Annotated in this window: 13 protein-coding genes; 12 read left to right on the plus strand and 1 reads right to left on the minus strand. The window is 58.6% G+C overall.

Translation table 11 applies throughout. The annotated features are described in order from the left end of the window. The first annotated feature begins 233 nt into the window (after positions 1-233). The 11 genes from QZR17_RS05620 (at position 234) to QZR17_RS05670 (ending at position 11812) form a co-directional block, all read left to right on the plus strand. Entirely contained in the window at positions 234-1796 is a 1563-nt protein-coding gene (locus tag QZR17_RS05620; RefSeq protein WP_297128745.1) for a HAMP domain-containing sensor histidine kinase, read from the plus strand. Positions 1797-1805: 9 nt separating this feature from the next. Beyond that, a complete protein-coding gene (locus QZR17_RS05625) occupies positions 1806-2546 on the plus strand; it encodes a response regulator transcription factor (protein ID WP_070464831.1) in 741 nt (246 codons plus the stop codon). A gap of 9 nt (positions 2547-2555) precedes the next feature. Continuing rightward, entirely contained in the window at positions 2556-3056 is a 501-nt protein-coding gene (gene smpB, locus QZR17_RS05630; protein ID WP_018106577.1) for an SsrA-binding protein SmpB, read from the plus strand. Positions 3057-3416: 360 nt separating this feature from the next. Beyond that, positions 3417-4826 (plus strand): TolC family protein, encoded by a 1410-nt coding sequence (locus QZR17_RS05635; protein ID WP_297128748.1) that lies wholly within the window; start codon positions 3417-3419, stop codon positions 4824-4826. A gap of 15 nt (positions 4827-4841) precedes the next feature. Next, positions 4842-5774 carry an HlyD family efflux transporter periplasmic adaptor subunit gene (locus QZR17_RS05640; RefSeq protein WP_297128751.1) on the plus strand — a complete coding sequence of 311 codons (933 nt, stop codon included), beginning with the start codon at positions 4842-4844 and terminating at the stop codon, positions 5772-5774. A 2-nt stretch (positions 5775-5776) separates the two neighbouring features. Next, on the plus strand, positions 5777-6736 hold the full coding sequence (locus tag QZR17_RS05645) for an ABC transporter ATP-binding protein (protein ID WP_297128754.1): 960 nt from the start codon (positions 5777-5779) through the stop codon (positions 6734-6736). Next, complete coding sequence (locus tag QZR17_RS05650; protein WP_296158870.1) at positions 6729-7466, plus strand: ABC transporter ATP-binding protein; 738 nt, start codon at positions 6729-6731, stop codon at positions 7464-7466. The genes QZR17_RS05645 and QZR17_RS05650 overlap by 8 nt, the downstream gene beginning before the upstream one ends. After that, positions 7463-8611 carry an ABC transporter permease gene (locus QZR17_RS05655; RefSeq protein ID WP_296158871.1) on the plus strand — a complete coding sequence of 383 codons (1149 nt, stop codon included), beginning with the start codon at positions 7463-7465 and terminating at the stop codon, positions 8609-8611. Before QZR17_RS05650 ends, QZR17_RS05655 begins: the two co-directional genes overlap by 4 nt. Then, complete coding sequence (locus QZR17_RS05660; protein WP_296158872.1) at positions 8608-9729, plus strand: ABC transporter permease; 1122 nt, start codon at positions 8608-8610, stop codon at positions 9727-9729. Before QZR17_RS05655 ends, QZR17_RS05660 begins: the two co-directional genes overlap by 4 nt. Before the next feature lie 332 nt (positions 9730-10061). Then, positions 10062-11363, plus strand: a complete 1302-nt coding sequence (locus QZR17_RS05665; protein ID WP_296158873.1) for an AAA family ATPase — start codon at positions 10062-10064, stop codon at positions 11361-11363. After that, entirely contained in the window at positions 11360-11812 is a 453-nt protein-coding gene (locus QZR17_RS05670) for a hypothetical protein (protein WP_296158874.1), read from the plus strand. Before QZR17_RS05665 ends, QZR17_RS05670 begins: the two co-directional genes overlap by 4 nt. A 60-nt stretch (positions 11813-11872) precedes the next feature. On the opposite strand, the gene QZR17_RS05675 is transcribed toward QZR17_RS05670, so the two are convergent. After that, entirely contained in the window at positions 11873-12799 is a 927-nt protein-coding gene (locus QZR17_RS05675; RefSeq protein WP_297128759.1) for a DUF5106 domain-containing protein, read from the minus strand. An 870-nt stretch (positions 12800-13669) separates the two neighbouring features. On the opposite strand from QZR17_RS05675, the gene QZR17_RS05680 reads away from it, so the two are divergent. Then, a partial coding sequence (locus QZR17_RS05680; protein WP_297128762.1) for a DUF3575 domain-containing protein occupies positions 13670-13889 on the plus strand: 220 nt, incomplete at its 3' end.

The raw sequence follows: 13889 nt of genomic DNA on the forward strand, positions 1-13889 counted from the left end.
AGTATTAATCAGTCGTCGTCAGGTCGTTGTGCTACCGGGATGATCCAGACCCGACCGATGTGGGACAAAGGTACTAAAAAAGAGATACAGATCTCACCCCTCCCCGCCCCACTTCCCTGACCTCCTGACCCGTCCTAAATAGCCCTTGACCGCTTGTGTTTAACACTTAGGGCGTGTAACATTAACGCTCGTTATGTTAATGGAGTGGGGAAATTCGCTACCTTTGGAGCGATATGAAGAAGTCTACCCTCTGGCTCATCGTGGTGGTGATGGTCGTCGCCTTTGTTGGCCTGCTGTTTATGCAGGTCAAGTACATCGATGCGACCTATCAGGCGAGGAGGTTCCAGTTTGACAGCTCAGTCAGGCAGGCGCTCTTTGAGACGAATCACGACCTGGAGCGGGATGAGATGATCGACATCATCCGGGTCGATCTCGGTCTGCCGGGCTATGTGGTCCGGGACTTCCTGATCCGCCCGACGGAGGGGAGCAAGTCGCCCTTTGACCTCGGCACAGCGGGGCAGGGGCTACCGGACTACAAGCTGGAGCAGCTCCCGCAGCCACCCAAGAAGTCGTACGACTTCGTCACGCCCGGCGATCGCTTCCGTGAGGCGGAGCGGATGCTGCGGAGCCACTTTGCGGAGCCGGATAGCGTCACGCAGAGGATCCTCCTGCAAGTGGCGCTGGAGGGGCTGCGTAAGGCGCAGTACCGACCGATCTACGACCGCATCGACGGGCAGCACCTGGAGGAGTACCTCCTGGAGTCACTCGACAAGTATGGGATCACCATCCCCTTCCGCTACGAGGTGGTGGACAGCCGGGGCACGATCTCTTTCTCCAATGGCAGCCTCCCTGTCGATCAGCCCGATAAGATATATACCCAGGCGCTGCTTACCAATGACCCGCCCTCGCGCCTCCACTACCTGAGGGTATACTTCCCCGGGCAGGCGCGCTTCATCTCATCGACCATCGGCTTCCTGATCCCCTCCGTGATCTTCAGCATCCTGGTGCTCGCCACATTCATCTACACCATCATCACCCTCTTCCGGCAAAAGAAGATCGATGAGATGCGGATCGACTTTGTCAATAATATGACCCACGAGCTCAAGACGCCGGTCAGCACGATACGTCTCGGTGTCGAGATGCTCTCCGACCCCGACATTGGGTCGCAGTCCGATCGCCGGGCGCGCATACTGGAGTCGATCAATGCTGAGGCCTACCGCCTCACGCTGCTGATCGAGCAGGTGCTGCAGATGTCCTTCTTCGACAGCCACGACTCCCGCCTCCGGCTGCGGATGACGGAGCTCGATATGGAGGAGATCATCATCGACGCCACCTCGACCTACTCGCTCAAGGTGGAGGAGGCGGGTGGCAGCCTCGACCTTGACCTCGAGGCGACCCGCACCGAGGTGCTGGGCGACAAGCTGCAGCTGACGAATATCATCTTTAATCTCCTCGACAATGCCATGAAATATCGCCGTCCCGATGTGCCACCGCACATCACGGTACATACGGCGAGCAACGACCGCAACCTGACCATCCGCGTGGAGGACAATGGCTGCGGCATCAAGCGCGAGTATCTCAAGAAGATATTCGACCGGTTTTTCCGTGTCCCGTCGGGCAATAGGCATGACGTCAAGGGCTTCGGTCTCGGCCTCCCTTACGTCGCGCTGACGGTGAAGTCGCACGGCGGACACATACATGCGGAGAGCGATCTCGGGGTGGGCACCACCTTCATCATCACTCTGCCGCTGCTGACCGGTAAGAGTAAGAGTAATAATGTAAGAGTAAATAAGTAAGAAACGATCATGGAAAACTCAGTAAAAGTATTCCTCTGTGAGGATGATGAGAGCCTCGGTCCACTGCTGGCCGACTACCTGACAGAGAAGGGCTACGATACCGACCTCTTCAAGGACGGAGAGGCAGGGCTTCAGGGATTTGAGGAGCGCCCACGCTACTGGGACATCTGCGTCCTGGACGTGATGATGCCCAAGAAGGACGGCTTCGAGCTGGCCAAGGACATCCGCGCGCTCAATCCTGAGACCCCGATCATCTTCCTCACCGCCAAGACGCTGAGTGAGGATGTGCAGGAGGGCTTCAGCCTCGGGGCAGATGACTACCTCAAGAAGCCCTTCAACACCTCTGAGCTGACGATGCGCATCGATGCGGTGCTGCGTCGCGTCCAGGGGAAGAAGCCTGATGACGTCGCCTTCTACCGCATCGGAGACTATGTCTTCGACACGCAGCACCAGTCCCTCCAGTACAAGGACGAGGAGCCGGTGAGCCTGACGACCAAGGAGACGGAGCTGCTGGCGCTCTTCTGCGCCAATGCCAATAGCACCGTCGACCGCTCCTTTGCCCTCAAGACGATCTGGGGCGAGGACACTTACTTCAACGCCCGCTCCATGGACGTCTACATCACCAAGCTGCGGAAGCACCTCGCCCAGGATCCCGGCATCGAGATCCAGAATAAGCACGGCAAGGGTCACCGCCTCATCACTCCGGGAGCTAATTCGGAGCCCGATGAGTCCAATACTAAAGTGATCTGATCCCTACCGATGGCCAAGACATCCACATCCAAGAAGGGGCAGGGAAAGACCCCCTTCCGCAAGAGCGTCAATATCCGCAATAAGCGGGCGACGTATGACTACGAAGTGCTGGAGAGACTTACCGCGGGCATCGTCCTCACCGGTAATGAGATCAAGTCGATCCGCATGGGTCGCGCCTCTCTCGGTCAGAGCTTCTGCTATGTCGATCGCGGAGAGGTGTGGGTCAAGAATATGTATATCGGCACCTATGCCTTTGGCTCCTGGACCCAGGAGGGCTCGCGACGTGACCGGAAGCTGCTGCTCAATAAGCGGGAGATCCGTCACCTCACCGAGGCACAGCACGACCCGGGCTTCACGATCGTGCCGCTCCGGCTCTTCATCAATGGCAAGGGACTGGCGAAGCTGGAGATCGCCATCGCTAAGGGTAAGAAGGAGTACGATAAGCGCAATGCCATCCGCGACCGCGAGATGAAGCGGGAGCTGGACCGCGCCCGCCGGACGCCCTATTGACTTAGGCGTCTCTAGAGAGGGGGCTACAGCTTTGTGTCGGGGTATTGGTCGCACGCCACGGTGACCGGTACCCCGACACTGCCAAGTAGCGTGATGCCCCCGGGAGTGCCGGGAAACTTGTAGAAGACCTTTGCAAAATGGTCTTTCGCCGAAAAAGCACCGCTTTTTCGGCAGGGACTTTGCAGAACACTCCAGATGCAAGGAACTGAGAGTGAGGGCGAAGGGAGTGTGCTTACGCACATGACCAAGCCCGAATCTCGAAAGTGACGCCGCAGATGGGGTATTATGCAAAGGTCTCTGTAGATTTGTGGAGCCGATGGGAGCTGGTCCCATCGGAGCATAAGAGAGACTTACATACAGATGAGCAAGTATATACGATATATCCTCTTTGCCGTCGCGCTACTTACCGGCGGGGCTATGGTCTGCGCCCAGGAGCTGGTGGCGGAGCAGATCTCCCTCGAGGAGGTTCGCTCGGCGGCGGAGAGCCACTTCCCTCTCCTCCGACAGCGGGAGGTGATGGATAGGGTGGTCCGGGAGAGCAGCCGGGCGATGAAGTACGTCTACATCCCCCAGATCAGCCTCACCGGCGGTGTCAATTACATCTCCGATATGCCCAACCCCACGAAGCAAGACCTGATCAAGGGCGAGAAGCTCCAGGTGGCTGTCCCCTCCTTCCTCAAGGAGATGGGCATCCCCCAGGAGACGTGGGACGGGATGATGGACGAGACAATGGCGAGCATCGCCTCGCAGATCAAGATCCCCTCGATCCCCAAGATGCAGTGGGGCATCGGTGTCTCCATCGCTCAGCTTCTCTGGGATGGTGGCAATGCCGCCGCCTCGGGGCGGGTGCTGAGAGCCACGCAGGCCCAGCGCGATGCCCGGACGGAGGAAGCGCTGAGGGAGGTGCGTAAGTCGGTGACAGAGATCTACTTCGGTCTCCTCAAGGTGGACGGACAAGCCGCCCTCCAGTCGACGCTCATCGAGGAGTTGCGCCGTCAGGCGGAGCGGGTGGAGGCGGCGATAGCGAGCGATGTGGCTACCCGCGCCGATGCGGAGGAGATCCGTGTGGAGCTGCTGCGGGCGGCTCAGGATCGTGCTGCACTGCAGGAGAGTCGTCGGGCGCTGATGGAGGCGCTGACGATCTACACCGGTCTCTCCCTCGGTGAGGAGACGGTGGTGACACTGCCCCCGACACCGGTCGAGCCGGTGGCTACCGCTGACGGTCGGGTTGCTCCGCTTCGCCCTGAGCACCGGTACTACGATGCGCTGACGGCGGAGGCAGAGGCGACGTACGACAGCTACCTCGCCGGGCTGGTGCCACAGGTGATGCTGACCGCCACGGCGATGTACTCCAATCCTTACCCCAATATCTTTAAGCCCGGGGCACACCCCTTCGGTATGGTGGGGCTGAGCTTCCAGTGGACCTTCGGTCAGCTCTATGGTCTCGGCGCACAGCGCACCCGACTCCGGGGGATGACGGAGATGGCTGAGATGCAGCGGCAGACCTTTGAGCAAAAGACCTCTGCTGAGCTGGCACAGGCTCGTCACAGCGTGCAGCAGAGTGCCGAGCAGATGCGGCTCGATGAGGAGATCGTCGCGCTCCGCAAGAGCATCAGCGACCGCTCCACCGTGCAGGTGGAGGAGGGCGTGATGACCCGGCGTGATGCCCTCCAGCTCCTGACGAAGTATAGTGCTGCCAAGCAGACGGCCGACCTCCACCGCATAGAGTACCTCGAGGCGCTCTACCGGCTGGCGGAGATCGAGAGATAAGTAGATAAGAAAGTGATGATGATGAAAAAAGAGATACGATACAGGTCCCTCACGCTCACGCTCCTCCTGCTCCTCTGTGTGAGCTGCGGTCGAGAGGATAAGAGTGTCCTCGGGACCGGGAGCTTCGAGGCGACGGAGGTCCTCGTCTCCGGTGAGGTGAGCGGTAAGCTGATCCGCTGGGACGTAGCCGAGGGCGACCGGCTCGAGGAGGGCGCCGAGGTGGGGCTCGTGGACACCATCCAGCTGGCGCTGAAGCGTGAGGCTCTCCGCCACTCCGGTGCGGGTGTGGCGGTCTCATCGCCCGATGTGGCGACCCAGATCGCCCCCCTGGAGGCCAAGCTGAGCGACCTGCGCTCTCAGCGGGAGCGCGTCAAGCGGCTCCTCGATGCCGATGTGGCGACGAAGAAGCAGCTCGATGACCTCGATGCCGGCATAGCCCAGCTCGAGGGGCAGATCGAGGCGACCAAGGCGACCCTCTCCAATAGCCGTGGACAGGTATCGGCTCAGCGGTCTGCCATCGACGTGCAGGTGGAGCAGGTGAGCGACATGATCCGCCGGTCGGTGATCACCGCTCCCATCACCGGCACCGTGATAGCCAATTACGTCCACCGGGGCGAGCTCGCTGCGGCGGGTCATCCGCTCTTCCGCATCGCCAATATGGACGAGATGATCCTCCGGGCCTACATCACCGGTGAGGACCTCGGACTGATCCGGGTGGGGGAGAGCGTCCAGGTGCGTGTGGATGGTGCCACGGGTGAGAGTGGCAGCCGCATGTATGACGGGACGATCAGCTGGATCTCGCCTAAGGCAGAGTTTACCCCCAAGTCGGTACAGACACGAGACGACCGTGCGGGGCTGGTCTACGCTGTCAAGGTACGGGTGCCCAATGAGGACGGGTACCTCAAGATTAGTATGTACGGCGAGCTGCTCCGACCCACAGCAGAGTGAGGATGACGGAGGTGAAGGACGATATCATCCGTGCGGAGGGACTCAGGCTTGTCTTCCGCAGTCCGGGTGGCGAGGCAGTCGGTGTAGGTACGGCACCGGCGGGTCTCTCCTTCACCGTCCGCCGCGGAGAGATCTTCGGCATCATCGGCCCCGACGGAGCGGGCAAGAGTACCCTCTTTCGGATCCTCTGCTCTCTCCTCGAGCCTCAGGAGGGCAGCGCCATCGTAGATGGCTACGATGTGGTGCGGGACTACCGCGAGCTGAGGCAGCACATCGGCTACATGCCGGGCACCTTCTCCCTCTATGGAGACCTCACCGTGCGGGAAAACCTTGACTTCTACGCCACCCTCTTCGGCACCACCGTGGAGGAGAATTATCCCCTCATCGCCGACATCTACTCCCACATAGAGCCCTTTGAGAACCGCCTCGCTGCCCATCTCTCCGGAGGGATGAAGCAGAAGCTCGCCCTCTCCTGCGCCCTGATCCACAAGCCACACGTCCTCTTCCTCGACGAGCCTACCACCGGCATCGACCCGATCAGCCGTGCCGACCTCTGGCAGATGCTGCGCAAGCTGGCGAGAGAGGGCGTCACCGTAGTCTCCTCCACAGCCTATATGGACGAGGCGAGTCGCTGCGATCGTGTCGCCTTCATGCGGCAGGGTGACTTCATCGCGCTCGACACGCCCGAGCAGCTGGTCTCGCACTTTCCCCTCCCCCTCTACCGCCTGGAGGCGACCGATCGGATGGCTGCCCTCGAGACGCTGGAGGCCTGTCCGCAGGTGCTGCACGTCTACGCCTTTGGCGACTCCTTCCACATCACCCTCCGTGATCCGGCAGATGAGGCGGCGCTGATGAGCTATGTCGCCGCCTCCCCGCTGCTCTCCGGCAGCCGACCGGTCGCCACGGAGCCCACCCTGGAGGATGCCTTCCTCCTCCTCTCCACAGACGACAGCGATGAGTGATCCGGTGATAGAGGTAGAGGGGCTGACCAAGGTCTTCGGCGACTTCACCGCCGTGGACCACATCTCCTTCCACGTTGATAGGGGCGAGATATTTGGCTTCCTCGGTGCCAATGGCGCTGGCAAGTCCACCGCCATCAGTATGCTCTGCGGCATCCTCAAGCCGACCGCCGGGCGCGGCACCGTCGCCGGGTACGACATCCTCCACGAGGGGGAGCGGATCAAGAGGCACATCGGCGTGATGAGCCAGCGCTTCTCCCTCTACCCCGACCTGACGGTGGAGGAGAATCTCCGGCTCTACGCCGCTATCTATGGGATGAAAAAGAGGGCGATCAGGGAGCGCACGGATGAGCTACTCGGACAGCTTGACTTCGAGGAGTACCGCCACACCCGCGCCGGGCACCTGCCCCTCGGGTGGAAGCAGAAGCTCGCCTTTGCCTCGGCGATCTTTCACCGCCCCGAGGTGGTCTTCCTCGATGAGCCTACCGGCGGCGTCGACCCGCTGACGCGGCGGCTCTTCTGGGAGCTGATCTACCGCGTTGCCTACGTTGACGGGATTACCGTCTTCGTCACCACACACTATATGGATGAGGCGGAGTACTGCGACCGGGTCTCGATCATGGTCGATGGCGAGATCCGTGTCCTCGGCACACCGGCGGAGCTGAAGGCTGCCGAGGGAGTCCCCGATATGGGTAGCCTCTTCTCCGCCATCACAAGGCAAGGTAAGCGATGAGACAAGGAGAGAAGAGAGGGAGAGTCCCACGGCGCGGAGGCTCACAGATGCGCGCCTTTATCATCAAGGAGTGGAAGCAGATCTTCCGCGACCCGCTGACACTCCTGATCCTCATCGCCATGCCGATCACGGAGATGCTCCTCTTTGGCTTCGCGATGAATATGGACGTCACCGACATACGCACCGTCATCATCGATCACTCGACCGATGAGACCGGTGAGCAGCTGGCGGAGGCGCTCGAGGGCAATGCCACCTTCCTCTACCGAGGGATGCTCGCTGACAGCGGGGAGGCGGAGGAGATGATGAAGGCGGGCGACATCGACCTCGCCATCGTGGTGCCGGAGGACTTCGAGCGGGACCTCCTCACCGGGCTACCGACCAGCCTGCAGGTGATCGCCGATGTGTCGGACCCCGCTATGGGGAGCATCCGGGGCGCCTATGCTCAGCAATTCATCGCCGACCAGCTGAGCCGCCACACCGGTGGCGAGGGGATCCCCTACAGCATCGAGGTCACACCCCAGATGCTCTACAATCCCGGGCTCGTCTCCGCCTACAACTTCGTCCCCGGACTGATGGGGCTGGTGCTCCTCGTCATCTGTACGCTGATGACCAGTATCAGCATCGCGCGGGAGAAGGAGCAGGGCTCCATGGAGCTCCTCCTCACCACCCCGGCTCGACCGACGACGATCGTCCTCTCCAAGACCGTCCCCTACCTCGCCGTCTCCCTCATCATCATTGCGATCATCCTCGTCATCTCCCGCTTCGTCCTCGGGGTGCCGATCCGCGGATCCCTCGCCCTGATCCTCCTCGTGACGCTGGTCTTCACCTTCTTCAGTCTCGCCTTTGGCCTCCTCCTCTCCAGCCTCGTCAAGTCGCAGAAGGAGTCGACGATCCTCACCGGCTTCAGCGTGATGATGCCGACGATGCTCCTCTCGGGGATGATCTTCCCGGTGGAGAATATGCCCCTCATCCTCCGATGGATCTCCCGCTTCATCCCCGCCACCTACTACATCACCTCGATGCGCAAGCTGATGATCCAGGGCACCGGACTCTCCGCCATATGGGTCGAGCTGCTGGTGCTCGTCCTCTTCGCCATCATCACGATAGCCCTCGCCATCCGTAACGTCAAGCCCCGCCTGAGATGAGTACTGCCTTTGGATACCTCTTGGAGAAGGAGTTTAAGCAGATCGCTCGCGACAGGATCCTCCTGACGATGATCTTCTTCTTCCCGACGATCATGATCGGCCTGACGCCCTGGGTGATCAACTTCAACCTCCGCCACCTCGACCTGGCGGTTGTCAACCACGACCCCGCAGGAGCGCAGGCTCGGCTCATACTGCAGAAGGTCGAGGCCTCCCCCGACATCGGCCTCGCCGGGGTCTACTCCTCCGAGGAGCCGGCCTACGAGGCGGTGGACCGGAGTAGGGCGGATGCGATCCTCGTGATCCCGCCCGACTTCTCCCGCGATATGGAGCTGTCGCACCACGCCTCTGTGCGGCTGATCGCCAATGCCGTCAATAGCACCAACGCCATTATGGCGATGAATCGCATGAGCGGACTCATCGCTGACACCTCCGAGGAGATCCTGACGGAGAGGACTGGGCTTGCGGCAGGTAGCGGCCGACCGGTGGAGATCCGGATGCTCGACCGGTACAATCCGACACTCAATTACAAGTACTACATGCTGCCGGCGATCCTCGTGATGGTCCTGACGATGCTCTGCGGCATCTACCCCGCCATCGGACTGGCGCACGAGAAGGAGGTGGGCACCATCACCCAGATCAATCTCTCCCCCCTCCGGAGCAGCACCTATATCGTTGCCAAGGTGCTCCCCTACTGGCTCATCGGGGTCAGCACCACGCTCCTCGGCACGCTGCTGATCTACCTCATCTACGGGCTCGCTCCGGTGGGGAGCTACCTCCTGATCCTCCTCAGTGCGCTGCTCTTCTCGGGGGTGATCGCCTTCCAGGGTGTGGCGGTAGCCAACCTTGCCAAGTCGGTCCAGCAGGCGATGTTTATGGAGCTCTTCTCGGTGATGATCTTCTTCATCATCAGTGGACTCTTCACCCCCATCAGCACGATGCCGTGGTGGAGCAAGGCGATCGCCTACATCAATCCCCTCACCTACCTCAATATCATCATGCGGATGGTCTACCTCAAGGGGAGCACCCTCACCGACCTCTGGCCCTACTTCGCCGCCCTCACGGCGATCGGCCTCCTCAACGCCCTCCTCGCCGTCCTCACCCACCGCAAGCGCCAGTAGGCCCCCTCTCTTTTACCCCTCCCCTCTGAGAAATCTCTAATATCGGTATTAGAAAAGCCCCACATCCGACAGCTCATACACAGTCTATTGTGCGTCACCCCTACTCATCTCATTTCGTCAAGTACCTAATAAGTGATTTAATTGTACCTTTGGTCAAGGAGAGGGTCTTCATAGGATACCTCCGGCTACATAGGAGGAGATGAGGCTTGGGTACTATGGCACGCTTCTCTCGAAGCCGAGGCTTCATTCATCAGTAGTTTTTCTTAGTCCCCCATAGGGGGACCACAAGTCTCTGATCAAGACCTTTTTTTGTAAGATTTTTATTTATACGGATGAGTACAACACTGACAATACAGCACATTGGTCCCATAGAGGATGTGACGCTACCCCTCAGACGTCTCACCATCCTTATTGGTGAGCAAGGTGCCGGCAAGTCGACCATAGCCAAGGTGCTCTCATTTTGTCTTTGGGTGGAGAAGGAGTGCTCAATGTCGCAGTCTTTTGATGCCTTTGCTGTCCCGGGGTACTTTGCCTCTTCCCTCGAGCGCTTCCATAAGATGAAGGGTTATCTCAGGGAGGATAGTTTTATCCGTTACACCTCAGATACGCTCGCATTCACCTACGAGAGGGGGCGCTTTGAGGCTGAGTGGAGACTTGGGCGCTGGGACTACCTGCGCCGTAAGACGCTATACTTACCTGCGGAGCGAAATATGATCTCTGTGGTAGAGAATTGGTTTGACATCAATCTTCCGGACAATAGCACTCGTAGTATGCTCCGGGAGTGGGAGTATGCTCGCAAGCATTATCCTCGTCAGGATTTTGTCTCTATCCTCGATCGTGCTGAGTACTACTATGGACAGAGTGATGGTGAGGACTACCTCCTCTCCAGTGACGCTCAGGTACGTATGAAAGAAGCATCGAGTGGGTTTCAGTCTCTTGTCCCCCTTATTGTTCTCTTACAATTCTATGGCTATGACTACTACGTCAAGTACTTTTCCGACTACATATCGATCCTGCAGACCCAGCGATCAGTCGATGCTTTTCGTAGGAGCTATGCCGAAGTCGTCGGACGAGAACTTACAGATAAGGAGAATAAGCTGATACAGGTCTTCCGGGAGAGTGGCATTCCTCCCTCCCCCCTTGGGGAGTCTTATGCTCATACGCTCGTGGACAATGAGCGTACGCGGGAGGCAATGAAATTGGCGCACAATCTGATGGTCCCGCACGATACCACCTTTGTCATCGAGGAGCCAGAGCTCAGTCTTTACCCCTCTGCCCAAGCGGACTTACTACGATATATCGTCAGGGTAGTCCTCTCGCCTGACTTTGGACACTCTGTCCTTATGACCACTCATAGCCCTTATATGTTAGCAGCACTCAGTACGCTTATCACGGCAAGTGAGGTTGGGCAGATCGCACCGAGCGAGACAGAGCGCATAGAGCCTAAGGTTAATTGGGTTAAATATGAGTCCGTTGGCGTATGGAAGCTATTCTCTATATCTGACACCGAGGAGGTCAGAGACCTTATGGATCCGAGTCTTCGAATGGTAGAAACAGAGGCAATCGATGATGCGTCAGATGAGGAGATGGCTAAGATAGAGGCTCTTCTTGATCTCAAGTATAAGAGCGTATGAAGCGGGAACAGATCTTATCCACCTATGGATCCGCGATCCGAGAGCATAGCCTGACTGTAAGATTTAGTGAGAAGGGAAAGACGTACGTTGGGGTCAATAAGGATGCCTCAATGATACTGGAGTATAGCCCGGATCATATGACCAACTTCCAGCGATCAAGCAGAGGTCGCTGTGATCGGCTTTTTTTCAAGACCGAGGGTGGTCAGGCAGTCTACCTCGTGGAGCTTAAGGGTGTGGACTTACGTCGTGCCATACAGCAGATTTATGAGACTTACGAGGATATGATCACCCCGTATCACAAGACGATACTCTGTCTCGCACCGGTACACGCGAGGGTGGTAGCGAGATGCGGTGTCCCCAAGGGGGCAAAGATGCACGAATTAGCGAAGCTCCGCAGTATGGTCACTTCTCTCCTCATACGTGAGAATCGGCTCGAAGAGTCTATATAAGACCAAGGTGCCGGCACCTCTCCTCTCTATCACCCCACATCGTCTCGGAGTGATGGTGGGTCACTCGGGATGCTCTGTCAGGTACTGCTCCACCACGGGGAGTGGCTGATCCTTGATCAGGACGATCCCCTCACCGGAGAGGAGGTAAAAGGTGGGCATGGCACGGAAGTCATACAGCTCGATCCCCTCGAAGTCACGCACGTTGCGACCCTGAAGCCAGCGGGGATCGAAGTGGCTCCTCTTCTCCTCCCACTCCTCGACCGTACCGCCGGTCGCGAGTGCCAGGATCCTCAGCCGCCCCTCCTCCAGTGCCCTATCGAGCACCGCTGAGCGTCTCATCTGCTGTGCGGTCACATCACAGCCACTGCAGTCGGGTCGGAAGAAAAAGATCAGGATCGGCTCCGTGTCGTAGAGTCCACGGAGATGGTGTGCTCGCCCCTCCACATCGCTGTAGCTAAAGTCTGTCGCAGCCGTGCCGGGGTAGTTTTTCCGTATCTGCTCGCAGGCAAAGGCCAGTCTATCCCGCTCCGCTACCGGGAGGGAGTCCGATCCCATCGCCGCCTCTACGAAGGGTAGGTAGAGCGTCTCATCGTACCGGGGTGAGGTGGGGTCGTAGAGTAGGGCGGAGAGGCTACTCATCAGCAGGCTCAGCGCTGCGGGGTTGCGCTCCGCCTGCCCTACGAGCTGTCGGGCAGCCGTGCGGCGGCGTGCCTCATCCACCCCCTTGGACAGCCCGAGATAGTCGACGAGCGATCGGGTAATGAATAGGGTGTCCCGCTCTATCCCCGGCTCGCTGAAGTCCACCCTATCCCAGTAGTGATCCAGCAGGTAGAGGCGCCTCTCCTCCTCCGATCGGACCATCACAGGTATCTCCGGCAGCACCAGCTGACGCTCGTGGGCAATGGTCTGCTCACTCTCCTCCGACCTCTTTTTGCCACCACATCCTCCGATCAGGATCAGAAGGAGCAGCGCTATGATTAGTTGCATTTCTTTCATACTGCAATGATACACATTTTCGATCACCAGAGGCTACGCCCGACCGGATTCTGCAGGGGTGACGCATTTGAGCGGTACAGAAGCCTATCCACTCATTGTGAAGAGTGGCGAACGATGCACCCCGACAGGGGTGCTCGCTCCATAGGCATCGGTCATCCGCGAAGCGGTGACCGATGTACAGAGCCCCAGCCTACCACCTCGACCCCTTGTGGGTCGCCGAGCAGACATCTCCAATGCCGGCGACCCGCAAGGGGTCGAGGGATGATGTGTACGCTTATACATCGGTCATCGGCACTTCGTGCCTCGACCGATGCCTATGGAGCGTGCATCCTTCGGATGCGGGAAAGTCGCCTATGTAGCGGTCTTCACATGCGCTCCTGTCCGATGACCCTAAGGAGGTCGGCAGGGAGAGCACCCCGACAGGCGTGCTCGTCTTTTTACCCGGGAGACCTCGGGCAAATCCAAAAACGTCACCCCGACCGGATTCTGTAATTGGAGCCTTTTTTATACAATCTTGGCATTATATCGGCCCTTTCGGCGATGAGTTTTATATTCTACACACTCTCTCTGAAAGCTTGATCCCATCAGTATTTCACGACAAAAAAACCATTGCGTGAAAATAATTTATCTAAAAATGATTTGTTCAATACAAGTAATTAGAGGTACTTTTGTAGCGTCAAGGGAGTAGCCTACAGCGTGTAGTCACTTTGTAATCCTATCGAGAAGCTTTGTTAAGTCTTGTGTGGTCATTGAGCGACCACGGGTAGGGAATGTACAATAATCCTTTGTCGCGCATCTGATCCGGTGGGGTCGGATATGACAGATGAGAGATATGATAATAGTTGTTTAATCCAGTCATATATGAATCGTTACGCTAAAATACTTCTGATCCTCCTGCTCTCAGGGCTCGCTCTTCAGGGCGTGCAGGCACAGAAAGTAGCAGTTAAGACCAATGCCCTCCATTGGGCTGCAATGGGCTCGCCCAACGCTGCCCTTGAGTTTGCGATGGGTCCGAAGGTGACCCTCGACCTCTACGGAGGGGGCAACCTCTGGAAGTTTGAGAAGCCCCTCGAGGTGCGTC

The sequence above is a fragment of the uncultured Porphyromonas sp. genome, assembly GCF_900541275.1.
Classification (GTDB): domain Bacteria; phylum Bacteroidota; class Bacteroidia; order Bacteroidales; family Porphyromonadaceae; genus Porphyromonas_A.